Origin of the sequence: Streptomyces sp. NPDC052016 (assembly GCF_044548445.1) — a bacterium.
GTDB lineage: Bacteria > Actinomycetota > Actinomycetes > Streptomycetales > Streptomycetaceae > Streptomyces.
This window is the reverse complement of the sequence record NZ_JBIUBX010000012.1, coordinates 108334-133020: the sequence shown is the minus strand read 5'-3', so window position 1 is coordinate 133020 and position 24687 is coordinate 108334. Positions and strand designations below refer to the sequence as shown.

Sequence of the window (24687 nt, the reverse complement as noted above, 5' to 3'; positions counted from 1 at the left end):
GTTACGCGGCAGTAGCCAACGAGGAAGTTACCGATGGTTACACCGGGGGGTCAAGGCGGATGTGGAAAAAGGGTGTTCGATGTGTGCCGCCTGTGATCCATTGGGCCGACCGGTCGGAGGGGAGTCCCCCGGAGCGCTTCGCCGACCGGCTCCCGGCCCCCTTCGCGCAAAGCCCCCCGCGGCCACCAACTTGCTTACGGGTCCTTGACGCTGACGGATCCTCAGGTTTACAACTCTCGTTACTCAGCCCGGATCCGTGGCGCCGGATCCGTCGCGCGGTGAGCGTTCACCGCGCTCCCGGACCGGGTCCGGCCGTCGGCCACCGGCGGCCGGACCTCCCGCCAGTACGGGTACACCTGCCCGGGCATCCAGCACGGGCCGACGCGTGCCCCGCTTCCGATCCCTCCACGGCGCCGCCCACGACCGCTTCCCCCTGCCGGTCGTGTTCGACGCCCCTTGCGCTGCCGGCCCGTCGCGTACGGAGAAGGCGTCACGGGCCGGCACCGGTGGACGCCGATCGCGTCTCGCTGCTCCCCACGTTCCACGACCCATCGCTCGGTCGACCCCTCACGCTTCACCAACTCCCCCGCACCAACCCCCACTTCAGGAAAGAGGCACCCGCATGCGCATCCGCTTTCTCGTCGCCGCCGCCGGTACCGTCGCGGCCCTCTCGCTGACGGCGGTCGCCCCCGCCTCGGCGGCCGACCCCGCGGTCCTGACCACCGCCAACGGCGACGTCGCCGTCGGGGACGTCCTCGTCGCCTCCCTGGCCCAGGGCACCTCCGCCACGTTCTACTCCAGCGCCACCGGCACCAGCGGTGTCTCGTGCGCGTCGTCCAGCTTCACCGCCACCGTCACCGCCAACCCCACCGCGCCCGGCACCGCCACCGAGTCGCTCACCGGCCAGACCTTCACCAACTGCACCTCGAACGTCCTGGGTGTGCTCGGCGTCACCAGCATCACGGTCAACAACCTCCCCTACACCGCGGCGGTCACCTCCGGTGGCGCCCTCACCGTCTCGCCGCCCGCCGGCTCCAACATCCGCACGACAGTGGTCCTGCGCACCCTGCTGGGCAGCGTCAACTGCGTCTACGAGGGACCCGCTCTGACCGGCACGGCGAGCAACGCCGACAACAGCATCGCCTTCTCCGGCCAGCCGTTCACCAAGCTGTCCGGCTCGTCGCTCTGCTTCGCCAACGCCTTCTTCTCCGCCAAGTACGCACCGGTGACCTCCGGCGGATCCCCGGTCATCGTCAACTAGCCCTTACGGCTCTCGAGCCGAAGGGGGCACGCAGGGGTCAGCGCCGCCGCAGGCGCAGTACCAGGGCGGCGCCGCCGGTGAGCACCAGCACCGCCGCGGCGCCGCCCGCCACGAGCGGCGCGGACGACTTCGAACCGGCCCCGGTGGCCTTCGCCACCGGGGTGCTCGCCGTGCCCGCGGCCCGGGCCGGCGGGCTCCCCGCGCCCACGTCGGCCCCCGCCGAGGCGACGGCCGCCGTCGAGGCGGCCGTACCCGACGGGCTGGCCGAGGGCCGCTCACGCGTCCCACCCGCCGCGGACGCCGAGGCGGCCGGCGAAGGGGCGGCCGACGACGGCGCCGCCTCCGGGAACACCACGTCGGAGCACGAGTAGTAGGTGTCCGGCGTGCTGCTGTTCTGCCAGATCGTGTACAGCACCTGACGGCCCGTCCGGTCGGTGGGCAGCTTCGCGGTGATGCGGTAGGCGCCGTCCGTCAGTGCCGGGTCCCTGACCTCGGCGAACGGCCGCGCCGGCAGATCGGACCAGGTCAGAGGCCGCGACGGGTCGTATCCCCGCTTCGTCAGGTACAGCCTGAACGTGCCGTTGTGCGGGATCGTCGAAACGTACGACATCCGCAGGGTCCCGCCCGGCGTCAGCCGGGTCGACGGCCAGTCGGCGCGGGCCAGGTCGAGGCCGCGGTAGGCGGGCAGACCGCCGCTGCACAACTGCCCGTCGGGGATCGTCTGCCGGTCGCGGCCGTTCACGTTCGCGACCCGCAGGTTGTCCCAGGCGGTGAAGGGACCGCCGTTGGCCGCCACGGCCGCCCGGCAGGCCGCGGACCTCGCCGGAGCTCCGCCGTCGGGGGAGCAGCCGTGGACGCGGCTGTCCGGATCGATGGGCGCGCCGTGCGCCAGCGCGGGTCCCGCCGCCCACAGTCCCAGGAGCGGGCTGAGGGCGATGGTCGCGGTGGCCGTCAGGGCGGCGGTGCGGACTGCGGTGGTGCGGGGCATCGGGGACGTCTCCTCGGCCGGCGCGGAACGGTCTCCCGGCAGTACGCAGGACCGGCCCGGCGCGTTCAGTACACCCCGCACCGGACGTCACGGGAGCAAATCGGGGCACTTGCTGTCGAGTCCGCGCCGGCAAGGGTGTGTTTCCGGCCGGGATCGAGGGCCGATCGAGGGTTTCCCCTGTATCCGAATGACTGTTCCTTTGCCTATCGTTCCACCACAGCTGACCCACAGGTAACCCCTCCGGGGTCGGCATCGCGCCTGGCCGGCCACTGCGTTGCTCCTCGATTCACCCCCCGCCGCTTCGATGACGAAGCGAATCGACCGCTGCTCCGCCCTGCCCGGAGTCGGCCACGAAAGGCACGCCCTTGCGCACCTCACCCGCCGTCAGACGGAAGCTGATATCCGCCGCCGCGGTCTCCGCGGCCCTCCTCACCGCTGCCTCGACCGCCTCGGTGGCCGTCGCCCAGGACGGCGCGCCCCAGGCCGCCGCCGTCCCGGCCGCCCAGACCGAGGCCGCCCCCGGCACCCCGGCCGAGCGCCTCATCGTCGGCTACAGGTCCGGGGCCACCGAGGCCACGTCGAACACGGCCGCCGAGGCCGACGCCACCGCCAAGGGCAAGGCGGCCGGCGAGAACCTCGACTTCCAGCGCCGCCTCGGCACCGGCGCCGCCCTGGTCGACCTGGGCGAGGACCTCACCAAGGCGGACGTCGCCGACGTCGTCGCCCGGTACCAGGCCGACCCGCAGGTCGCCTACGTCGTCCCGGACCGCCTGAACACGCCGAAGGCCGACCCGAACGACACCGAGTACGCCAAGCAGTGGGACCTGTTCGAGGCCACCGCCGGCATGAACGTGCCCGGCGCCTGGAACACCACGACCGGCACCGGCGTCACCGTCGCCGTCATCGACACCGGTTACGTCGCCCACTCCGACCTCGCCGCGAACATCGTCGGCGGCTACGACTTCATCGCCGACACCGCCGTCGCGGTCGACGGCAACGGCCGTGACAGCAACCCGGCCGACCCGGGCGACTGGTACAACGCCAACGAGTGCGGCGCCGGCATCCCGGCCTCCAACTCCTCCTGGCACGGCACCCATGTGGCCGGCACCATCGCCGCCGTCACCAACAACAGCAAGGGTGTCGCGGGCATCGCCTACGGCGCGAAGATCTCCCCGGTCCGCGTCCTCGGCAAGTGCGGCGGCTACGACTCCGACATCATCGACGCCATCACCTGGGCGTCCGGCGGCACCGTCTCCGGCGTGCCCGCCAACTCCAACGTCGCCAAGGTCATCAACATGAGCCTCGGCGGCGACGGCGCCTGCACCTCGGCGACCCAGAGCGCGATCAACGCGGCCGTGAACCGCGGCACCACCGTCGTCGTGGCCGCCGGCAACGAGAACGACAACGTCGCGAACCACTCGCCGGGCAACTGCAGCAACGTCATCTCTGTCGCCGCGACCAACCGCACCGGCGCGAAGGCGTCCTACTCCAACTACGGCTCCCTCGTGGACATCTCGGCGCCCGGCGGCCAGACCAGCACCGGCACCGCGAACGGCATCCTCTCCACGCTGAACTCCGGCACCAGGACGCCGTCCACCGAGAACTACGCCTACTACCAGGGCACCAGCATGGCCACCCCGCACATCGCGGGTCTGGCGGCGCTGATGAAGTCGGCGAACTCCGCGCTGACCCCGGCGCAGATCGAGTCGGCCATCAAGGCCAACGCCCGTGCCCTGCCCGGAGCCTGCTCCGGCGGCTGCGGCGCGGGTCTGGCGGACGCGACCAGGACGGTGCAGGCGGTGAGCGGCTCCGGCGGCTCCACGGGGGGCACCACCTTCACCAGCACCACCGCGGTCTCCATCCCGGACAACGGCTCCGCCGTCGAGTCCTCCATCGCGGTGACCGGCCGCACCGGCAACGCGCCCTCCGCCCTCCAGGTCGGCGTGGACATCACCCACACCTACCGCGGTGACCTGGTGATCGACCTGGTGGCGCCGGACGGTTCGACCTACCGTCTGAAGGCCTCCAGCAGCTCGGACTCGGCGGACAACGTCATCACCACCTACACGGTGAACGCCTCGGCCGAGGTCGCCAACGGCACCTGGAAGCTGCGCGTCCAGGACGTGGCCGCGCAGGACACGGGCCGGCTCAACAGCTGGAAGCTGACCTTCTAGTCGTCGCCGCCGTACGAACGGGCGGGCCGGCCGGTGTGGATGGACACCGGCCGGCCCGCCTCGTGCGTCCAACGAGGCCGCGCGGGACGGACACCGGCCGGCCCGCCTCGCGTCGTTCTAGGAGGCCGCGCGCTCCAGCGATGCCAGCACCCGCTCGCCCCGGTCGGCCCGGGCGTCGAGGGCGGGCAGCAGACCGGGGACCGCGATGCTCGGCAGGATGTGCGCCCACATGACCGACAGCCGCTCGGCGAGGTCCGCGCGGTCGGTCAGCGCCCGCGACATCAGCTGGATCCCGGTGAAGGCCCCGACCAGCAGCTCCACCGTCTGCCGCGGCTTCACCGTCGGCAGCAACTCGCCGCGCTCTCGGGCCAGTTCCAGCAGCCCGTTCAGCCGCTGCGCCCACTGCCGGAACGGCTCGCCGTGGTCGACACCGGACGGCGTCTCCTGGTCCACCGCGAGCCGCACACTGCCCCGCAACAGCGCGTTGCCCAGCAGGCGCTGACCCACCACGAACGTCATGTCGACGATCTCCTGCAGCTTGCACGGCTGCGGTGGAACCGCGCCGAACGGCACCTGCTCGTCGAGCACCGCCTGGGCGAGGGACTCCTTCGACGGGAAGTGGAAGTACAGGGCGCCCTTGGTGACTTCGGCGCGCTCCAGGACCATGGCGATGGTGGTGGACGTGTAGCCGTGCTCGTCGAAGACCGCGCCGGCCGCCTCCAGGATCGCCCTGCGCGTCCTGATCGCGCGCTCCTGTTTCGCCATAAGAGCCCCTTCACGGCGCCGAGTCGGCCGATCCCCGCGATCGTCAGGCGGGTTGGACCCGATCATAGGATGCCGTCGACTGATCTCATTGAAAACAAACCGGTCGCCTCGTACTCTAACGCTCACCGGAGCGGGCGGTTCGCCGTCTGCCGTGGCCTTCGGGCGACCGTAGGGAGAGACATGACTCGACCGCGGCAGCTTGCCGATGCTCCGACCCTGACGGCAACCGTGCCACGCCAACTCGTCCACCGTGCCGCCGTCGCCGAGACGCTCCTCACCGGCTGGCGGCGCACCGGGAACGACCGCTTCTCGGTCTCCGCCCAGTGGCCCCGGGCGCACGGGTTACACGTGTCGCCGGACTGGTCCGCCTATGACCCCCTGCTCGTCGTCGAGACGATCCGCCAGAGCGGCACGCTGATCACCCACGCGGAGTACGACGTACCGCTGGACCACCAGTTCGTGCTGCAGGAGTTCCAGGTCAGCACGGCCGCGGGGCGGCTGGACGTGGGTCCGCTGCCGGCCGAGCCGGAGGTACGGCTCGTCTTCACCGACGTCCAGTACCGCGGTCCTCGCCCCGCCGCCGCGCGCTACACGGCGCACGTCCTGCGCGAGGGCGAGCGCGTGGCGACCGCGGACGTCGCCTTCACCTGCGTCAGCGGACCCGTGTACCGCAGGCTCCGCGGCGGTCGCGCCCCGGACACCGTGACCGCCATACCCGTCCCGCCCGGCCTGCCCCCCGGTGACGTCGGCCGCGCCCTGCCCTCCGACGTGGTCCTCGCCGCCACCGACCGCCCCGCTCGCTGGCAGTTGAGAGTAGATACCGCACACCCCGTTTTCTTCGACCATCCACTGGACCACGTGCCCGGGATGCTCCTGCTGGAGGCCGCCCGCCAGGCGGCACGGCTGACAACCGGCGGCCGACGCAGGCCTGTTGCGTACCACGCGCACTTCCACCGGTACGCAGAACTGGACGAACCCGTCTGGATCGAGGCGAAGGGAGAGCACGGCGCCGACGTGCAAGTCGCCGGAGGACAAGGGGAGTCCACTGTCTTCGAGTGCCTCGTCCGGACCGCCTGACGGTGAGCTATTGTGTACGGGGGGTAAGAAACAAACGGCACGACCCGTTCTTTACCGGCCCGGGAGAGTCCAGTCGATGGCGAGGCAGTTACGCGCCGAACAGACCCGCGCGACGATCATCACGGCTGCGGCCGACCTGTTCGACCGGCACGGCTACGAGTCGACCAGCCTCAGTGACATCGTCGAGCACGCCCACGTCACCAAGGGCGCCCTCTACTTCCACTTCGCGGCCAAGGAAGACCTGGCCCACGCGATCATGGAGTTGCAGTCCCAGGCCTCGCGCCGCGTCGCCGGCGAGATCGACGACCGGGGCTATCCCTCCCTCGAAGCCCTGATGCGCCTCACCTTCGGCATCACCCGGCTGTCGGTGGAGGGGCCCATCGCCCGCGCCGGCCTGCGGCTCGCCACCGGCGGGGTCCCGGTCCGGCCGCCCGTACCGCACCCGTTCACCGAGTGGCTGGACCTGGTGTCCCGGCGGCTGGTGGGCGCGGTCAAGGAGGCCGACATCCATCCGGACGTCGACGTGGACGCGGTCGCGCACTCCCTGGTCTGCTTCTTCGTCGGCACCCGTGTGGTCGGCCGCTCCCGCGAACCGAACGGGCGCCTCCCGCGCCGTATGGCCGAGATGTGGCGCGTCCTGATCCGCGGACTCGTCCCGGTACCGCGCCGGCCGCGCTACCTGAGCCTCGCGGCCCGGCTGGAACGGGAGATCATGGCGGCGGTGTGAGGCGGCGACCACCAGGGCGCTCCCCCCTGGGCCGGCGTGAGCGGGGGCCGACGCCGGGGCCCTGTGCGCCGGGGGCGTCGTACGCCCTCGCGCTACCGTGAGCCGCATGCCCGACACCCCCGCCCCGCCCGTGATCCTCGGCGACCGGCCCGGCTCCTTCCCGCACGGTGTCCTCACCGAACGGCACCCCGCGATCATCCGGCAGGTACGCGACGCCTTCCCGTACGGCCCCGACATCCACCGCGCCCTGGACGCGCTGCTGGAAAGCTGCACCGAGGGCGTGATCGAACCGCTGCCCGCCGGCGCCCACGACCGGGACCGGTGGCAGGCCTGGGGGATGGACGCGTACGCGGGCCGGTCCTGGTTCGAGGTGCCCTGGCTGTGGTCGGAGAGCTGGTTCTACCGCCGGCTCCTGCACGCCGTCGGCTACTTCGGCCCCGGACCCTGGCAGGGCATCGACCCCTTCCGCCCCTTCAAGCTCGCCGAACTCGACGCCCCCGAGACCGACGGGGAACTCGCCGCCCTCGACGGCCTCGCCTCCCGCCCCGCCGAGCAGCAGGCCCACGCCCTGCTGCACGGATCCTTGTGGGGCAACCGGGCGGACCTCGGCTTCCGGCTGTCCGACGCCGGGGCGGAGGACCGGGACGCCGCGCCCGGACTGGTCGCCGACGACAGCGACGCCCTCCGCTCGCTGCTGCCGGCCTCCGCGGGCGCCACCGGCACCCTGTGCGTGGTCGCCGACAACGCGGGCCGCGAACTGATCCCCGACCTCCTCCTCGCCGCCCATCTCCTGGCGCACGGCCGGATCGGCCGGGTCGTCCTGCACGTCAAGCCGTACCCGTACTACGTCTCCGACGCCACGACGGCCGACGTCGTCGACGCGCTGCGCCGGCTGACGGCCGCGCCCGGCGAGGCCGCCGGGTACGGCCGCCACCTGTGGTCGGCGATGGCGGACGGCACCCTCACCGTCCGTGCCCACCCCTTCGCCGCCGCCCCGCTCCCGTACGCGGAGATGCCGGACGACCTGCGCGCGGAGTTCGGCTCGGCCACGCTCACGATCGTGAAGGGCGACCTCAACTACCGCCGTCTCGTGGGAGACCGGCTCTGGCCGCCGACGACGCCCTTCGCGGACGTCACCGCGTACTTCCCCGGCCCGGTCGCCGCCCTGCGCACCCTGAAGTCCGACGTGATCACCGGCCTGTCCGCGGACACCGAGGCCGCGCTGGTGGCCGCCGAGGGGCAGCGGTGGCGCACGGGCGGCACGCACGCACTGATCCAGGTGCGGACGTGACGCAGTTTCAGTCGATCTGGACATAGAGCGACTTGATGCCGTTGATGAAGTTCGACACCAGCCGCCGGGGCGCCCCCGCGGTCCGCAGCACGGGCAGCACCCTCAGCACCTCCCGGTAGAGCACCCGCAGCTGGAGCCGGGCGAAGTGGGCGCCCAGGCAGACGTGCGGCCCGTCCCCGAAGGACACGTGCGGGTTCGGCCCGCGGGACAGCTCCAGCCGGTCCGGGTCGGTGAAGGCCCGCTCGTCCCGGTTGGCGGCGGCGTGGAAGACGACCACCTTCTCCCCGGCCCGGATCCGCCGCCCGGCCAGCTCGGTGTCCCGGGCGGCGGTACGGCGGAAGGTGAGCACGGGCGGGTGCCAGCGCAGCAACTCGTCGACGGCCGAGTCCACGTCGACCCGCCCGGCGCGCAGCCTGCCGTACTCCGCCGGGTGCTCCGCCAGCGCCAGCAGACCGCCCGGCGCCGCGCTGCGCACCGTGTCGTTCCCGGCGACGGTGAGCAGGAAGAAGAACATCTCCAGCTCGGCGTCGGCGAGTTCGGCGTCGTGGGCGAGTGCGGTCATGACGTCGTCGGCGGGATGCCGCCGCTTGTGTGCGGCGAGCTGCTGGGCGTACGCGAACATGTCCCGCAGGGCTGCGGGCGACCGCGGGTTCACCGGACGCCCCGCCGCGTCGCGTACGCCGGGACCGGCCTCGTCCGGGTCCTGGTAGCCGATGACGCGCCGCGTCCAGTGCAGCAGCAGCCCCCGGTCGGCCCCGGGCACACCCAGCAGGTCCGCGAGGTTCAGCAGGGCGTAGTCGTCGGTGACCGCGTCCACCAGGTCGACGGTGCCGTCCCCCGCGCGCGCCCGCTCGAGGGCGCCGGCGCACAGCGCGCGGGCCCGCTCGGCGACGACGAGGGTGAAACGGTCCACCCGGCCCGGGGTGAAGGCCCGGCTCACCAGCCGACGCAGCCGGCCGTGGCCCGGCGGGTCCTGGTTGAGCATCATGCGACGGATGAACGGCAGGTCGTCCGGGTCCGGGTCACGGATCTGCGTGGCCCCGAGGAACGACGAGTACGTCGCCGAGTCCTTCAGCACCCGCACGACGTCCGCGTGCCGGGTCACCGCCCAGAACCCCGGGCCGGCGGGCCAGCCCAGCACCTCCGGCTCCGCCTGCCAGGCCACCGGGTGGTGATCGCGCAGGACCCGGTAGGCGCCGTACGGCACGCCGGTGGCGTACCGGCGGGGGTCGAAGACGTCGGGGACGGGCGGCGCCGCGCTCACGGTCACACCGGCCCGCCCTCGCCGTCGGCCCTGAGGAAGTCCTCCACCACCGCGATCAGTTCCAGCGGCGTCTCGTCCATCGCGTAGTGTCCGGCGGCCGTCAGCTCGTACAGCTCGGCGCGCGGGTACCAGCGCAGCCAGGTCTCCCGCATCAGAGCGGCCGACAGCGCCGGATCCAGGGCGCCGGTCACGGCCAGCGCGGGCGCCGTCGCCCCCTCCGCGCGGCCGTGGAAGTCCTCACCGGCCCAGGAGTCCAGCCAGGCGCGGAACGCCTTCGGGTCGCTGACCTCCAGGGAGCGGGCGACCATCCGGTCCAGCCAGGCGGCCGGGCGTCGTCCGCCCGTCGTGACGTCGAGGATGGCGCGCCGGTTCTCCGGCTTGTGCGCCGCGTCCGCGAACAGCTCCCACTGGTCCGGCGGCAGCGCCAGCCCCGACGCGGGCACCGGGGAGACGCCGACCAGCCGGCGCAGCCGGTGCGGGGCCCGCACGAGCAGCCGCTGCCCGATCGCGCCGCCCATCGAGTGCCCGACGACCGAGAACCGTTCCCAGCCCAGCCGGTCGGCCAGCGCGACGAGGTCCCCCGCGGCCTCCGCCGTGGTGAACTCGCCGTCGGCGTCACGGGCCGCGCCGTAGCCGCGCAGGTCGACGAATGCGTACTGGAAGGCCGTACGGTCGAGGTCGGGCAGGACCGGCGCGTACGCGGAACGGTCGGCGAACCAGCCGTGCACCGCGAACACCTTGTGGGCGCCGTCGCCGTGCAGCTCATGAGGGAGCACGAAGGAGGTCATGCGACCACGGTGGCCGGTGACGCGAGGCCCGGCAAGGGTGCGTCAGCCGCTCGGCACGCCGTGCGGCCGCCGAATCCCCGCCGGTTCACGCGATGGTGTGATCATGTGCCGCCCCGCGGATGGCCGTCGGGTACCGGGGGTAGGGCCCGGCCATGACGCAGCCGTTCGAACTCCCGCACTTCTACATGCCGTATCCCGCGCGGCTGAACCCGCACCTCGACGAGGCCCGTGCCCACTCGACGGCGTGGGCGCGCGAGATGGGGATGCTGGAGGGATCCGGGATCTGGGAGCAGGCCGACCTGGAGGCGCACGACTACGGCCTGCTCTGCGCCTACACCCACCCCGACTGCGACGGCCCCACCCTGTCGCTGATCACCGACTGGTACGTGTGGGTGTTCTTCTTCGACGACCACTTCCTCGACATGTTCAAACGCACCCCGGACCGCGCCGCCGGCAAGGCCCACCTGGACCGGCTGCCGCTGTTCATGCCGCTGGAGACGTCGACTCCCGTGCCCGAGCCGCGCAACCCCGTCGAGGCGGGCCTCGCCGACCTGTGGGCGCGTACCGTGCCGGCGATGTCGGAGGACTGGCGCCGCCGGTTCGCCGTCGCCACCGAGCACCTGCTCAACGAGTCGATGTGGGAGCTGTCCAACATCAACGAGGGGCGGATCGCCAACCCCGTCGAGTACATCGAGATGCGCCGCAAGGTGGGCGGCGCCCCCTGGTCGGCCGGGCTCGTGGAGTACGCGACCGCCGAAGTCCCCGCCGCCGTCGCCGGGTCGAGGCCGCTCAGGGTGCTGATGGAGACCTTCTCCGACGCCGTCCACCTGCGCAACGACCTCTTCTCCTACCAGCGGGAGGTCGAGGACGAGGGCGAGAACAGCAACGGCGTGCTCGTCCTCGAGAAGTTCTTCGGCTGCACCACGCAGGAAGCCGCCGACGCCGTCAACGACATCCTCACCTCCCGCCTCCACCAGTTCGAGCACACCGCCCTCACCGAAGTGCCCGCGCTGGCCCTGGAGAAGGGCCTCAGGCCCGACGAGGTCGTCGCGGTCGCCGCCTACACCAAGGGACTTCAGGACTGGCAGTCCGGCGGCCACGAGTGGCACATGCGCTCCAGCCGCTACATGAACGAGGGCGCCACCACCACGTCCCCCTGGCGGGCACCGACCGGCCCGGGGTGTTCCGCCGTCGACGTCGGCGCGCTGCTGGCGTCGGCCGCCGCCACGGGGGCGACCGCCGCGCCGTTCGGGCGGCAGGGAAGGCTGCGCCCCTACACACACGTGCCGTACCGGAAGGTCGGCCCCTCCTTGCTGCCCGACTTCCACATGCCCTTCCAGGTGGAGCTGAGCCCGCACCTCGACCGTGCCCGGCGCCACCTCGTCGAGTGGACCCGTCGCACGGGCATGCTGGCGGAGGGCGTGTGGGACGAGGACAAGCTCGCCTCGTGCGACCTCGCGCTCTGCTCGGCCGGCCTCGACCCGGACGCCACCCCCGACGCCCTCGACCTCAGTGCCGCCTGGCTCGCCTTCGGCACCTACGGCGACGACTACTACCCGCTCGTCTACGGCCACCGCCGGGACCTGGCCGCCGCCCGGCTGACCACGGCCCGGCTGTCGTCGTGCATGCCCGTCGACGGCGAGGAGGCGACCGTCGTCCCCGCCAACGCGATGGAACGCGCGCTGACGGATCTGTGGGCGCGCACCACGGCGGAGATGACCACCGAGCAGAAACGCACGCTCAGGGACGCGGTCGACACCATGACCGAGAGCTGGGTGTGGGAACTGTCCAACCAGCTCCAGAACCGCATCCCCGACCCGGTCGACTACCTGGAGATGCGGCGCGCCACCTTCGGCTCCGACCTCACCCTGAGCCTGTGCCGCATGGGCCACGGCCCCGCCGTCCCGCCGGACCTCTACCGCAGCGGCCCCGTCCGCTCCCTGGAGAACGCCGCCATCGACTACGCCTGCCTGATCAACGACGTCTTCTCGTACCAGAAGGAGATCGAGTACGAGGGCGAGATCCACAACGCGGTCCTCGTCGTACAGAACTTCTTCGGCTGCGACTACCCGACCGCGCTCGGCATCGTCCACGACCTGATGACCCAGCGCATGCAGCAGTTCGAGCACGTCGTCGCCCACGAACTGCCAGTGCTCTACGACGACTTCGACCTGTCGGCCGAAGGCCGCGAGGCCATGGGCGGATACGTCGCCGACCTGCGGAACTGGCTGGCGGGCATCCTCAACTGGCACCGCGAGGTCGACCGCTACAAGCCCGGCTACCTGGCCCGCCGCGCCCACGGGTTCCTCCCGGACCGGCCGCCGGGGCCCCTGACGGTGCCGGGGGGCACGGTGGCGCCGGGGGTCCCTGCAGGGCCCGCTGTCACGGTGGCGCCGGGGGTCCCTGCGGGGCCGGGGGTCCTGACGGTGCCGAGTGTCCCCGCGGGGCCGGGGGTCCCTGCCCCGCGGGTCGGCTGACGTCTCAGACGAGCTGCGCCGAGCGGCGTGCGGCGTGCTCGACGGCGGCTCGCGCCAGCCCCCGCACCATCGGGTGCGGGCGCGAGCCGTCGCCGTACAGCTCCGGCTGGAAGAGGGAGGCCAGGAAGAAGGGGTGGCCGGGGAGTTCCGTCATCCGCACCCCGCCCGCCGCGTCGCGCCCGGAGAACCGCAGGCCGTGGGCGCGCAGGGTGTCCAGGTGACGGGACGGGCCGTAGTGGCAGGAGTAGCGCTCCACCGTGCGCTCCGCGCCGAACAGGGAGTGGGCGAGCGAGCCCGGCTCCAGCAGGACGGTGTCCTCGTGGCCGGCCAGGGAACAGGCCAGGGGTTCGATGAGGAAGTCGTCGGCGTCGGGGTCGTTCTCGGCGTGCGCCACGTGCGTGAGCCCGCACGCGTTCCGGGCGAACTCCAGCAGGGCGTGCTGGAAGCCGCCGCAGGTGCCGAGGAAGGGGATGCCCTCCTCGCGGGCGGTGCGGATCGCGTTCAGCACGCCGGCCTCGCTCCGGTACGGGCTGCCGGGCAGCACCCACACCGCGTCGAAGCCCTGTACGGCGTCCTCGGCCTCGGCGTCCCGCGAGGGGATCCAGTAGGCGTCGAGGACCAGCCGGTCCCGGGTGGCCAGGGCCTCCATGAGGAGCGGGACGCGGCTGTGCGAGACGACGTTGGGGGAACGGTCGCCGACGAGGGCGACCTTGGCGATCTGAGCTGCGCTGTCGGTCATGCCCTCATCCTCGGAGCGGGCCGTGCTTCACGTCCAACGATGATTTCTGCACCCTCGATCAGCAGAACTGATGCGGCCTGGGACGCTGGGAGCATGGACCCGCATCTCCTGCGCACCTACGTCACCGTGGCCCGTCGCGCCTCCTTCTCCGAAGCCGCGCGCGAGCTCGGCTACACCCAGTCGGCCGTGTCCCAGCACATCGCCGCACTCGAACAGGATTTGGGCACGCCGCTGCTCACCCGCCGCCCCGTCGCCCCCACGGCGGCCGGCGAGCGCCTCCTCGAACACGCGGGGCCGCTGCTGCTGCGCCTGCAGGCGGCCCGTGCGGACGTCGCCCGGATGGCCGCCGCGCCCGCGTACGGCCTGACGCTCGCCACCTCGCCGACCGCACTCACCCCCGCGGCCCTCGCCGCCCTTCCGCCCGCCGGGGTGACCGTGCGCGTCCTCGCCCGCGACGCGGTGCCGGCCGCCGTCGCCGCGGGCACCGCCGACCTGGGCCTCGTCGACGGGCTGGCCGCGCCCAATGACCCGCTCCGTCTTCCCGACGTCGCGCCGTTGACCACGTACGGCGTCGGCGAGGAAGCGGTCCATGTCGTGCTGCCCGCACGCCACCCCCTCGCCCGGCGCGCGGGGCTGCGCCTCGGCGACCTCGCCGACGCCCGCTGGATCGACGCCCCCGACACGGGCCTGCCCGTGCCCCACCTGCGTGCCGCCAACGGCGGGCACGGCTTCCGGCCGGCCCTGCGCTACGACGGCACCGACGTCCGCGTGCTGACCGCCCTCGCCGCCGCGGGGCACGGTCTGACCCTCCTGCCCCGCTCTGTGTCGACCGACGTTCCGGGAGCGGTCGCCGTCCCCCTCATCGAGCCGCGGGTCGTCCATCGGGTGGAACTCGTCCACGTGGGGGCGCCGAGCGGGGCGGCGGGGGTGTTGGTGGGGGCGCTGTCGGTGCGGGGGTGAAGGTGGTGGGCTCGTGGGGGCGGTGGGCGGTGGGTGGTGGGCGGGGTGCGCTTCGCGGCGGTGGGTGGGCTTGCGCGTGGCGGTGGTGGGTGGGTTTGCGCGTGGCGGCGGTGGCTGGGCGCGCTTCGCCCCGGTGGGTGGGTCGGGGTCGTGGCGGTGCGGCGATCCCGTCGCCGGTTGGGCGTACGGCCGCTTGCCGGAATTGGTTGCCCTTGGCCGTGCGGCGCTACGCGACGGGCTGCGCCGCACCGCCACGACCCACTCCCCGCCGCGGGCGGCTGCCGGAGCGTTTCGGCTGCGCCGCAGAGCCATGGCCGCTCCGGTGCGTTGGCGGGTGCGGGAGCGTGCCGGGTGGCTGCGGCGCCGTGGTTCGCTCCGTGCGTGGCGGGTGAGGGTGCGTCCGGGCTGTGCCGCGTTGGCGTGGTTCGTTTCGGTGGGGGTGGGGCGCGCGTACCGTCTCTGACCCATTGTCAGTCTCACTCGTTCGTGGCTCGTGGTGCGCCGGTGTGCCGGGTAGGGCACCAGCCGGAGGCGATCCATGGAACAGACTGCGTTGCGTCCCAAGCCCCTGCCCGGTCAGGAGGCCGGCGTTGGTCGGGCCGGCGGCCCTGCCCGGCGCCCGCACGCCGCCCGCCGGCGCGGCCGTCGGCTGACGACCCTGCTGTTCGGCCTGTTCGTCGGCACCGTCCTGGTCCTGGCCGGCGTCGGGATCGGCACCGTGGGGGCGACCGTGATCGGCATGAGCCGCCTCGCCGAGCTGCAACGGCAGGCCGGAGCGGCGGCTGCGGCCCGCCCGAGCCCGTCCGCGCCGGCCCCGCCCGCGGCGGGGGACTCCGCCGGCGCCACCCTGGGGGTCGAGGCCGTGGACGCGGACAAGGCCGGCGCCAAGATCGTCGCCGTCCACGTTCCCGGGCCCGGCTACTCGGCCGGCCTGGTACGGGGTGACGTCCTGCTGATGTTCGGCCGTACCCGGGTCGACTCGGCGACGGATCTCGCGCGGGCGGTCGACAGGGCCCGGCCGGGCCGGGAGGTGGTGCTGACCGTGCGGCACCGCGGGGGCGGGTACCAGCAGTTGGTGGTCGTGCCCGGAGTCGTCACCTGATCGTGATGGTCAGACGGCCACCCGGAAGTGGCTCGTGAGCCGCCGTTCGTCGTCCAGCACGTGGAAGGCCAGGCCTACCGGGGCCTCCCGGTCGGCCACCTGCTCGCCCTCCCAGGGCAGCCGCAGGGTCCACGTCACCCCCGGCCCGACCACCAGCGGCCGCCCGGCGAAGCCGGTCGCCGCCGGTGAGTGGGCGTGGCCCGTGATGATCCCCGCGATCTCCGGCCGGCGCTGCAGGAGGGCGGCCAGCCGGCCCGGATCGCGCAGCCGGTACGAGTCGGGAAGCGGGTGGTGCAGGGTCACCGGCGGGTGGTGGAGGGCGAGCAGCGCGGGCACCTCCCCGTCCAGTTCGTCGAGGGTCTCCTCGATCCAGCCGTACGTGTCGTCCGTCAGCTCACCGGCGTCCTCGCCGGGGATGCTGGAGTCGCACATCAGCACCGCGCCGCCGTCGAAGACCTGGACGCTGTTGACCGGCCCGTCGGCGGCCGGCAGTCCGAGCAGCGCCTTGCGGTAGGGCGCGCGGCTGTCGTGGTTGCCGGGGCAGGTCAGCACCGGGAACGGCGCGTCGGCGCCGCGCAGGCCGAGGATGCGCGCGGCCTCCTCGTACTCCGCCTCCGCCCCGTGGTCCGCGATGTCACCGGTGACGAGCAGCGCGTCCACCCTCCCCGGCAGGTTCCAGAGCCGGTCGCGCACCCGTTCGGCCCGTTCGGTGGCCCGGGCGGTCCCGTCCAGGTGCAGATCGCTGATGTGGGCGAGTACGAGCACGGTTCTCGGCCTTCCTGGTGTGACGGCTGGTGCTGCAGATGGATACAAGCACCAGGGTTAATGGATTGGCAATCCACGACCATTAACCGGCGTCAATCGGCTCGCGCCGCCCCGGCTGTCCGGGCAGGATGCTGCCCGTAGTCACCACATCCCGCAGAAGCCCGTCAGGGAGGCCCGGATGACCGGCAGCACGCCCGCGCCCTTCACCGCCGACGACTACCGGGCCCGCATGGAGCGGGCCGCTCGCGCGGCCGGTGAGGCGGGACTGGCCGGACTCCTGGTGGCGCCCGGCCCGGACCTCGTCTGGCTCACCGGCTACGCACCCACCGCCGTCACCGAACGGCTCACCCTGCTCGTCCTCGCCCCCGGCCGGGATCCGGTCCTCGTCGTCCCCACCCTCGAGGCGCCCGACGCCGCCAAGGCGGCCGGCGCCCCGGCGCTCACCCTGCGGGACTGGACCGACGGCAAGGACCCCTACGCCGCCGCCGCGGCCCTCCTCGACACCCGCGGACGCTTCGGCGTCAGCGACAACGCCTGGGCGATGCATCTGCTCGGCCTGCAGAACGCCCTGCCCGGCAGCTCCTACGCCTCCCTCACCGAGGCCCTGCCGATGCTGCGCGCCGTCAAGGACGCCGCGGAGCTGGAGCTGATGGCCGCCGCGGGAGCGGCCGCGGACGCGACGTTCGAGGAGATCAGGAAGGTCGCCTTCGCCGGCCGCAGGGAGTCCGAGGTCGGCGCGGACCTCGCCGACCTGCTGCGCCGGTTCGGACACTCCCAGGTCGACTTCACCATCGTCGCCTCCGGACCCAACGGCGCCAACCCCCACCACGAGGTCGGCGACCGCGTCATCCGACGAGGCGACATGGTCGTCCTCGACTTCGGCGGCCTGAAGGACGGCTACGGCTCCGACACCTCGCGCACCGTCCACGTCGGCGAACCCACCGACGAGGAGCGCCGGGTCCACGACCTGGTGCGCGAGGCCCAGGAGGCCGGCTTCCGGGCCGTACGGCCCGGCGTCGCCTGCCAGGAGGTCGACCGGGCCGCCCGCGCCGTCATCGCCGACGCCGGCTACGGCGAGTACTTCATCCACCGCACCGGCCACGGCATCGGCGTCACCACGCACGAGCCGCCCTACATGATCGAGGGCGAGGAGCAGCCCCTCGTCCCCGGCATGTGCTTCTCCGTCGAGCCCGGCGTCTACCTGCCCGGCCGCTTCGGGGTCCGTATCGAGGACATCGTCACGGTGACCGAGGACGGCGGCCGCCGCCTCAACGACACCACCCGCGAGATGGTCATAGTGGACTGAGACACCCGAGGAGTCCCGGCACCCACCCCGAACGGCAACGGCGCGACCATGACCCAGGCACCCACCCCCACCGCGGACACCGTCCGCCGACTGGTCCGTGCGCTCCTGAAGGAGGGCGAGGAGGGCGCCAGGGGCCGAAACGGCGTGGGCGGCGCCGCCGGACTCGACGTGCGGCCCGTCCGCGAGGGCGGCGGAGAGCAGCGCACGTGGTGGGTCGGCACCCGCCATGTGCTGCGGCTGGCCCCCGACCGGGAGGCGGCCGTCCGGCAGCGCCGCGAACTGCGGCTGCGCGACCTCGTCCGACCGCACATCCCGGTCGCCGTGCCGACGAGCGTCGCGCACGGCGAGTGGTCCCCGGGCCTGACCTACACCCTCGACACCAAGGTGCCCGGCGGCACCGGCGAGGAGCACGACGTGTCCGCCGTGGGCGAGGCCGACCTGGCCGGACTGCTCGGCGGACTGCGCGAGGTGCCGCCCCGTCAGGCCGAGGCCCTGGGCGTGCCGCGTGCCGCCCCCCGCTCCCTGGAGGCCCTGCGCCGCATGGCCGTGGCCGCCGCCGAACGCCTCGCCGCGGCCGACGAGTTCGACCCGGCCCGCCTGCACCAGCTCACCCCGCCCGGAGCGGCCCAGCTCGCCGCCCAGCCCGCCGCCGCCGTCCTCGTCCACCACTCCCTCAGGGGCGAACACCTCGTCGTCAGCGCCGACGGCCGGGTGCGCGGCGTCCTCGACTGGACCGGGGCGGTCCTCGGCGACCCCGCCGAGGACATCGCCGGCCTCGCGCTCGCCGTGGGCTCCGGCGCCGCCGTCCGGGCCGCCACCCTCACCGGCTACGGCGCCCGCCCCTGCCTGCGCGGCCTCTGGCTCGCCCGCTGCGACACCGTCGTCCACCTGGCCGAACGCCTCGACGGCCACGGCACCGCCCCCCTGCCCCTGCTGCGCACCCAGCTGCGGCGGGCCTGGGAGGCGATCCTGCTGGAGCGGGTGACGGAGTTACGGGAGGACGCGGCGGAGGAGGAGTAGGGGCTGCGAGGCCGATCCCCCTCACTCCTGTTCCAGCACCACGCACGCCTCCCCGGGCACGTGCAGCAGGCCGTCCGGCCCGGGGGCCTCCACCGGCTCCCACGCCGCGAGCACGCGCGCGGGACGCGGGCCCAGGGGAATCGCCGCCGGCTCCTTGCCGACATTCACGACCACCCGTACGTCCCCGCGCCGGAACGCCAGCCAGCGGGACGGGGCGTCGTGCGCGACCTTGAGGTCGGCGAGGTCGGGGTCGGTGAGGTCGGCCTGGGCGTGCCGCAGGGCGATCAGACGGCGGTACCAGGCGAGCACGCGCGCATGGGGCTCGCGCTGCGGCTCGGACCAGTCCAGGCAGGAGCGTTCGCGGGTCGCCGGGTCCTGCGGGTCGGGCACGTCCTCCTCGGCCCAGCCGTGCGCGGCGAACTCCCGCCGCCTGCCCCGCCGTACGGCCTCCGCGAGCTCGGGGTCGGTGTGGTCGGTGAAGAACTGCCAGGGGGTGCCCGCGCCCCACTCCTCGCCCATGAACAGCATCGGGGTGAACGGCGCGGTCAGGGTCAGGGTGGCCGCGCAGGCCAGCAGGCCGGGGGAGAGGGAGGCCGCCAGACGGTCGCCCTGGGCGCGGTTGCCGACCTGGTCGTGGGTCTGGCTGTAGCCGAGCAGCCGGTGCGCGGGCAGCCGGGCGCGGTCCAGCGGACGCCCGTGGTGGCGGCCCCGGAAGCTGGAGTACGTGCCGTCGTGGAAGTAGCCGCCGGTGAGGGTCTTGGCGAGCGCGGCGAACGGATCGCGCGCGAAGTCGGCGTAGTAGCCCTGGGACTCGCCGGTGAGCGCGGTGTGCAGGGCGTGGTGGAAGTCGTCGTTCCACTGCGCGTGCAGACCGAGGCCGCCCTCCCGGCGGGGCGTGATGAGCCGCGGGTCGTTCAGGTCGGACTCGGCGATCAGGAACAGCGGCCGGCCCGTCTCGACGGCGAGGGCGTCCACGGCCGCCGACAGCTCCTCCAGGAAGGGGTACGCGCGCGTGTCGGCCAGCGCGTGCACCGCGTCCAGGCGCAGCCCGTCCAGCCGGTAGTCACGCAGCCACGCCAGCGCGCTCTCCAGCAGGTACGCGCGCACCTCGTCCGAGCCGGGCGCGTCCAGGTTGACGGCGGAGCCCCACGGCGTGTGGTGCGTGTCCGTGAAGTACGGGCCGAAGGCGGGCAGGTAGTTGCCGGACGGGCCCAAGTGGTTGTGCACGACGTCCAGGACGACCCCGAGCCCCAGTTCATGGGCCCGGTCGACGAAACGCTTCAGGGCCTCCGGCCCGCCGTACGGCTCGTGCACCGCCCACAGCGACACACCCTCGTAGCCCCAGCCGTGCCGCCCGGGGAAGGGGCACAGGGGCATCAACTCCACGTGCGTCACGCCGAGTTCCACGAGGTGCCCGAGCCGCCCGGCCGCCGCGTCCAGGGTGCCCTCGGGCGTGTACGTGCCTACGTGCAGCTCGTACAGGACCGCGCCCTGCAACGGGCGCCCGGACCACTCGGCGCGCCACGCGTACCGGCTCTGGTCGACGACCGCGCTCAGACCGTCGGGGCCGTCCGGCTGGCGGCGCGAGCGCGGGTCGGGCAGGACCGGGCCGTCGTCCACCGCGAAGCCGTACCGCGAGCCGTCCGCGGCCTCGGCCTCGCCGGTCCACCATCCCTCCCGCTCGCCGTCACGCTCCAACGCGCATGTGGTGCCGTCGCACTGGAGCGTCACTCGTTCGGCCTGCGGTGCCCACACCTCGAACTGCACGGACGGTTCCCCTTCGTCTGCTCACCGTGACGTAGTCCGTCCCATCGTGCTCCAAACCGGATCGATGTGCCGGTGAACACCCGGGCACGCGCGGGAAGGAGCACGGATTTCCCGTTTTCTGGACACCCGGGGTTCACTGACCGACAATCACGAGCGTGACGTCGTCTTTCGAGTTCAACACGTACCCCGCGCGGTTGTCGGACGCGGAGCGCGACAGGGCGCTGAAGGTGCTCCGTGACGGCGTCGCCATGGGCCGCCTGTCGCACGACACGTTCATCCGGCGCATGGAGCTGGCGCTCGCCGCGCGCCGTTCCGACGAACTCGCCGTGCTCACGGCCGACCTGCCCAGGGAAAGCCGCTTCTCCCGTGCCGTCTTCGGCACCGTCGAGGCGGTCTCCGGCTTCACCGTCCGGCTGCGGCGCGCCTGGCAGGCCGAGCGGCTGCCCAAGCTGATGCTGCCGCACCCCGGCACCGAGCACGCCCTGCGCATCGGCCGGGACCCCGCGAGCGGCCTCAGGCTGACCCACGAGAGCGTCTCGCGCGTGCACGCCGAACTCAGCCGCCAGGGCGGCATGTGGGTGCTGCGCGACCTCGGCTCCACCAACGGCACGACCGTGAACGGGCGTCGCGTGATCGGCGCCGCGGTCGTCCGCGAGGGCGACCAGGTCGCCTTCGGGCGGATGGCGTTCCGTCTCTCCGAGAACTGATCACGGGCCAAGTCGCGCCGTCCGTGGCGGTGTTGACGTACCTCCCGCGCCATGACTCACTGTGCGTACACCGCACACACCTGGTGAACCGACGGCGCCTTCGACGCGGAGGTGTGCTCTGACGCCACTCCTGCGCTACCCGACCGTGGACGAACTCGTGGCCCGCGCGGCCGCGCTCGTCGCCCGCCGGCCCGGGGACGCCCGTCTGCGCCGCGTCGGGTCCTCCCGCGCGGGCACGCCCCTGTGGCTGCTCTCCGTCGGCCACGGCACCCGCCAGGCCCTCGTCGTCGCCGGGCCGCACGCCAACGAGCCGGTGGGCGGCGCCACCGTCCTGCGGCTGGCCGAACGGCTCCTCGACGACCCCCGCCTCACCGAGGGCGCCGACGCCACCTGGAACCTGCTGCTGTGCCTCGACCCCGACGGCCTGCGCCGCAACGAGGGCTGGCTGTCCGGTCCGTACACCCTCGGCCGCTACTTCCGGCGGTTCTTCCGCCCCGGCTTCCTCGAACAGCCCGAATGGCTGCCCGAGGGCGCGGCGGCCGCCGCACTGCCGGAGACCCGGGCGCTGCTCGGCCTCCTGGACGAACTGAAACCTTTCTTCCAGTGCTCGCTGCATGGCGTCGACGTCGGCGGCGGCTTCGTGGAACTCACCCGTGACCTGCCCGGACTCGACCAGCGCATGGCCCACGCCGCGGCCCGCCTCGGCATCCCCCGCGAACTCGGCCCCTACGACACCCTGTACTGGCCCCGGCTCGGACCCGCCGTCTACCGGATCCCGCCGCCGCGCCCGCGCGACCTGGCCGCCGCCATCACCGAGGCCGCCGTCGAGTCCACCTGGTACCACCCGCACCGGCACGGCACGGTCACCGCCGTCGTCGAGGCGCCGATGTGGGGCGTCGCCGCCGTCGAGGACGGATCCCCGCCCGACGACCGGGACACGGCGCTGCGCACGGTCAGTCAGACCCTGCGGCACGACACCCACGTCCTCGAACGCGTCCTCGCGCGCGTGCGTCCCCATCTCGCCGGCGCCCCCGACGCGGCGCACCTGCTCGCCCCGGTCGACGACTACCTGCTGGTGTGCCCCGGCCTCGCCGACGCCTGGGACCCGGACGCCGGCGACCCCGCCCACCCGCTGCCGCCGCTGAGCACCGCCCACCTGGCCGCCCTGCGCATCGCCGGCCGCCGTATCGCCGTCCGGACGGCCGGCCTGCTGCACCAGCTCGTCTCCGGCGCCGGCCGCGACCCGGCCGGCGCGCTGCCGGAGCTGGACGGGCTCATCGACACCTGGTGCGCCGACTACGAGGACGGCTGCGGAGCCCGCTGGATCCCCGTCGCCCGCCAGGTGGAGTACCAGGCGCGCGTCGTGCTCGCCGCCTTCGAGCTCGCCGGACGGCACCCGTCCGGACCCGCACGATCGGGTGAGTCGGACTGGGGAACCCAGCCCGCCGTGCCGATGCACCGGGAATGAGACATTTCCCCACACCTCATCTTCTCGGCGTCCTGCCCGCCGCGACCGCCCTCGTCCTCGCCGCCGCCGTCACCCCCGCCCAGGCCACCGCGCCCCGGAGCGCCCTGCCCGGCAACTGGCTCGGGATCACGGTCACCGAGGGCGAGGCCCGTTCCGGCGTCACCCGCGGCATCCTGCTTCTGTGCGACCCGCCCCAGGGCCACGCCCGCGCCGCCGAGGCCTGCGCGGACCTCACGGCGGCGGGCGGCGACATCGGTGCCATCTCCCCGAAGGGCGGCATCTGCTCCCTGGTGTACGCCCCGGTCACCGCCCAGGCGAGCGGCAAGTGGAACGGCCGCCTCGTCGAGTACACGAAGACCTTCGCCAACCCCTGCGTGATGCGCGCGGAGACGGGCGCCGTGTTCGCCCTCGACGACGCGCGGCCGCCCGCCCAGCCCGCGGGCTGAGCCCCGGCGGTGCGGCTTCGGGCACGCCCGGGCGTGCCCGAAGCCGTCGTAGGCCGTCGTACGCCGCCGTACGGCACGCTCAGGCCGTCTCCTCGCGCGCGTGCAGTGCCGCCGCCACGACCGTGCGGGACTGGTGCTCCACCTGGTGCTCCACGGGCACCCAGCGGGCGCGGAAACGTTCCGCGAAGGCCTCGCTCCAGACTTCGACGAGGTGCTCCAGACGGGGAGCCGCGTGGTCGTCGCACTCCTGCAGGACCCGCCGCAGCATCGCCGCCGCCCGCAGCGGCACCCGCCGGGCGAAGGCGTCCACGCTGCCGACGTACGCCATCGTGGTGTCGGCCGGCGGGGTGCGGGTCAGGTCCGCGGCCAGGCCCGGCACCAGCTCCAGCCCCCACCGGGCCGCTCTCAGCAGCGGCCCGTCGACCCCCTCCAGGCGTGGCAGCGCCTCCGTCAGCACCCGCTCCACCTCCCTCGTGTCCCGCACCAGCCGGTGCGCCAGGCGACGCATCGCCGCCGCCGGGGCGGGGTGCGGGGCCGGGTCGTCCACCATGTCGCTCGCCCACATCGGCACCTCGACGACCGCGGTCAGCCCGCCGTAGCGGTGGGCGTGGTACCAGGTGCTGTGCCGTGCGTCGTCCGGCATGCTCGGGTACGCAGCCCCGGCCCCCGGCTCCGGCATCACGTGCACACCGGGACCGGACGCCGGCCAGCCCGCCGCGTCCGAGGCACCCGTCTCCACGGGGATGTGCAGCTGTGCCGCGGACTTGGCGAACGGCTCGGCGAGACCCGGTATGTCCTTCGTCAACTGCACCCAGCTGCCGCCGAGGTCGGTGCCGTGCAGGGTCACCTGGAGGTAGGGCCGCAACTCGTCGATGACGCGGGTCAGCGCGCGCGTCTCGGGCGGCAGACGGTCCGGCGGCAGGACGGCGGGCGACCACTCCGGCTGCTCCGGGCCCGCGGGGCGGAAGAAGCCGAGGTGGTAGTCGAGCAGGCTGCGCGGCGCAGGCGCCCTGTGCAGGCTCGCGCCGTCGGGATCCGCGCACAGCAGGAAGTGCCAGGACACGCCGTCCCTCAACTCCCGCTCGTGCACGACCCGTTCCGCGAGCGCGAGCAGCGTCGGACCGCCGGCCGGTTCGTTCGCGTGGGCCCCGGCGACCACCAGCACGGCACGGCGGGCCCGGCCCACGGACAGCAGGTGGAGAGGCCGCCCCGCACGGGAGAGCCCCACCTGCCGCAGCGCGCACAGACCGGGTTGCACTGCCGTCAATGCCCGCGCGGAGACGGTCAGTTCGGTCACCGTGGGGTAGCGCTGCTCAGGCAGGAGACTCACCCCCGTCATGTCCGCCCGGCCTTCGCAATCCGCAGTACCCCACGGACGCCACGCCCTGTCAAGAACGCGCTGGGGGAGCCTTCCGGGGGCGCCCGGAAGCACCCACGACGGACCCCGTCCGCGTGACCACCCGCCGGAGCTGCCCAGGCGCAGGCTCGGGCGAGCCTCCGGCTCGGGCCCGGGCGCCATGGTGCCGCCGTGCGGCAAGGACACGGACTCCGATCGGTTCGCCGCGTCCTCGAGCGGTTCTCCACCGTCCCGCCGG

The 24687-nt window shown here is 73.6% G+C and carries 21 protein-coding genes; 13 read left to right on the top strand and 8 right to left on the bottom strand.

Translation table 11 applies throughout. From position 1 onward, the window contains the following. Positions 1–622 precede the first annotated feature (622 nt). Positions 623–1261, top strand: coding sequence for a Tat pathway signal sequence domain protein (locus ACIHAR_RS17015; RefSeq protein WP_400020078.1), 639 nt, complete (start codon positions 623–625; stop codon positions 1259–1261). Positions 1262–1298: 37 nt separating this feature from the next. On the opposite strand, the gene ACIHAR_RS17010 is transcribed toward ACIHAR_RS17015, so the two are convergent. Then, on the bottom strand, positions 1299–2249 hold the full coding sequence (locus ACIHAR_RS17010) for a lytic polysaccharide monooxygenase (RefSeq protein ID WP_400020076.1): 951 nt from the start codon (positions 2247–2249) through the stop codon (positions 1299–1301). A 365-nt stretch (positions 2250–2614) separates the two neighbouring features. On the opposite strand from ACIHAR_RS17010, the gene ACIHAR_RS17005 reads away from it, so the two are divergent. Further along, on the top strand, positions 2615–4423 hold the full coding sequence (locus tag ACIHAR_RS17005; RefSeq protein WP_365472759.1) for a S8 family serine peptidase: 1809 nt from the start codon (positions 2615–2617) through the stop codon (positions 4421–4423). 117 nt (positions 4424–4540) lie between these two features. Here ACIHAR_RS17005 and ACIHAR_RS17000 read toward each other — a convergent pair whose 3' ends face one another. After that, positions 4541–5188: a ScbR family autoregulator-binding transcription factor gene (locus ACIHAR_RS17000; protein ID WP_365472762.1), complete on the bottom strand. Its 648-nt coding sequence runs from the start codon at positions 5186–5188 to the stop codon at positions 4541–4543. Between the two features lie 180 nt (positions 5189–5368). On the opposite strand from ACIHAR_RS17000, the gene ACIHAR_RS16995 reads away from it, so the two are divergent. From ACIHAR_RS16995 to ACIHAR_RS16985, 3 genes are all read left to right on the top strand, one after another. Further along, complete coding sequence (locus ACIHAR_RS16995) at positions 5369–6265, top strand: ScbA/BarX family gamma-butyrolactone biosynthesis protein (RefSeq protein WP_400020073.1); 897 nt, start codon at positions 5369–5371, stop codon at positions 6263–6265. Between the two features lie 76 nt (positions 6266–6341). After that, complete coding sequence (locus tag ACIHAR_RS16990) at positions 6342–6992, top strand: ScbR family autoregulator-binding transcription factor (RefSeq protein ID WP_365472768.1); 651 nt, start codon at positions 6342–6344, stop codon at positions 6990–6992. A gap of 106 nt (positions 6993–7098) precedes the next feature. Beyond that, complete coding sequence (locus ACIHAR_RS16985) at positions 7099–8283, top strand: damage-control phosphatase ARMT1 family protein (protein WP_400020070.1); 1185 nt, start codon at positions 7099–7101, stop codon at positions 8281–8283. Positions 8284–8290: 7 nt separating this feature from the next. On the opposite strand, the gene ACIHAR_RS16980 is transcribed toward ACIHAR_RS16985, so the two are convergent. Together ACIHAR_RS16980 and ACIHAR_RS16975 are read right to left on the bottom strand one after the other, a co-directional pair. Then, on the bottom strand, positions 8291–9553 hold the full coding sequence (locus tag ACIHAR_RS16980; RefSeq protein ID WP_400020068.1) for a cytochrome P450: 1263 nt from the start codon (positions 9551–9553) through the stop codon (positions 8291–8293). Beyond that, positions 9550–10335, bottom strand: coding sequence for an alpha/beta fold hydrolase (locus ACIHAR_RS16975; protein ID WP_400020066.1), 786 nt, complete (start codon positions 10333–10335; stop codon positions 9550–9552). The genes ACIHAR_RS16980 and ACIHAR_RS16975 overlap by 4 nt, the downstream gene beginning before the upstream one ends. A gap of 152 nt (positions 10336–10487) precedes the next feature. Between ACIHAR_RS16975 and cyc2 the strand changes: the two genes are divergently transcribed. Then, entirely contained in the window at positions 10488–12812 is a 2325-nt protein-coding gene (gene cyc2 / locus ACIHAR_RS16970; RefSeq protein WP_400020064.1) for a germacradienol/geosmin synthase Cyc2, read from the top strand. Positions 12813–12816: 4 nt separating this feature from the next. Here the strand turns inward: cyc2 and ACIHAR_RS16965 are convergent, their stop codons facing one another. After that, positions 12817–13551: a hypothetical protein gene (locus ACIHAR_RS16965; protein WP_365472783.1), complete on the bottom strand. Its 735-nt coding sequence runs from the start codon at positions 13549–13551 to the stop codon at positions 12817–12819. A gap of 93 nt (positions 13552–13644) precedes the next feature. Here ACIHAR_RS16965 and ACIHAR_RS16960 point away from each other — a divergent pair, with 93 nt between their 5' ends. Then, the gene (locus ACIHAR_RS16960) at positions 13645–14511 is read left to right on the top strand and encodes a LysR family transcriptional regulator (RefSeq protein ID WP_400020061.1); all 867 of its coding nucleotides are present in this window, start codon (positions 13645–13647) and stop codon (positions 14509–14511) included. Positions 14512–15049: 538 nt separating this feature from the next. Further along, positions 15050–15613, top strand: coding sequence for a PDZ domain-containing protein (locus tag ACIHAR_RS16955; RefSeq protein ID WP_400020059.1), 564 nt, complete (start codon positions 15050–15052; stop codon positions 15611–15613). A 9-nt stretch (positions 15614–15622) separates the two neighbouring features. Here ACIHAR_RS16955 and ACIHAR_RS16950 read toward each other — a convergent pair whose 3' ends face one another. Then, positions 15623–16378: a metallophosphoesterase gene (locus ACIHAR_RS16950; RefSeq protein ID WP_365470764.1), complete on the bottom strand. Its 756-nt coding sequence runs from the start codon at positions 16376–16378 to the stop codon at positions 15623–15625. Between the two features lie 178 nt (positions 16379–16556). Here ACIHAR_RS16950 and ACIHAR_RS16945 point away from each other — a divergent pair, with 178 nt between their 5' ends. Continuing rightward, a complete protein-coding gene (locus ACIHAR_RS16945; protein WP_400020057.1) occupies positions 16557–17684 on the top strand; it encodes a M24 family metallopeptidase in 1128 nt (375 codons plus the stop codon). 48 nt (positions 17685–17732) lie between these two features. Then, on the top strand, positions 17733–18704 hold the full coding sequence (locus ACIHAR_RS16940; protein WP_400020055.1) for an aminoglycoside phosphotransferase family protein: 972 nt from the start codon (positions 17733–17735) through the stop codon (positions 18702–18704). A gap of 21 nt (positions 18705–18725) precedes the next feature. Here ACIHAR_RS16940 and treZ read toward each other — a convergent pair whose 3' ends face one another. Further along, positions 18726–20471, bottom strand: a complete 1746-nt coding sequence (gene treZ, locus ACIHAR_RS16935) for a malto-oligosyltrehalose trehalohydrolase (protein ID WP_400020053.1) — start codon at positions 20469–20471, stop codon at positions 18726–18728. A gap of 155 nt (positions 20472–20626) precedes the next feature. Here treZ and ACIHAR_RS16930 point away from each other — a divergent pair, with 155 nt between their 5' ends. The 3 genes from ACIHAR_RS16930 (at position 20627) to ACIHAR_RS16920 (ending at position 23092) form a co-directional block, all read left to right on the top strand. Then, positions 20627–21178 carry a DUF1707 and FHA domain-containing protein gene (locus ACIHAR_RS16930; protein ID WP_365470776.1) on the top strand — a complete coding sequence of 184 codons (552 nt, stop codon included), beginning with the start codon at positions 20627–20629 and terminating at the stop codon, positions 21176–21178. A 145-nt stretch (positions 21179–21323) separates the two neighbouring features. After that, positions 21324–22646 (top strand): M14 family zinc carboxypeptidase, encoded by a 1323-nt coding sequence (locus ACIHAR_RS16925; RefSeq protein ID WP_400020051.1) that lies wholly within the window; start codon positions 21324–21326, stop codon positions 22644–22646. Beyond that, positions 22643–23092, top strand: coding sequence for an SSI family serine proteinase inhibitor (locus ACIHAR_RS16920; RefSeq protein WP_365470782.1), 450 nt, complete (start codon positions 22643–22645; stop codon positions 23090–23092). The genes ACIHAR_RS16925 and ACIHAR_RS16920 overlap by 4 nt, the downstream gene beginning before the upstream one ends. A 79-nt stretch (positions 23093–23171) precedes the next feature. Here the strand turns inward: ACIHAR_RS16920 and ACIHAR_RS16915 are convergent, their stop codons facing one another. Further along, the gene (locus ACIHAR_RS16915; RefSeq protein ID WP_400020049.1) at positions 23172–24422 is read right to left on the bottom strand and encodes a M14 family zinc carboxypeptidase; all 1251 of its coding nucleotides are present in this window, start codon (positions 24420–24422) and stop codon (positions 23172–23174) included. Positions 24423–24687 lie beyond the last annotated feature (265 nt).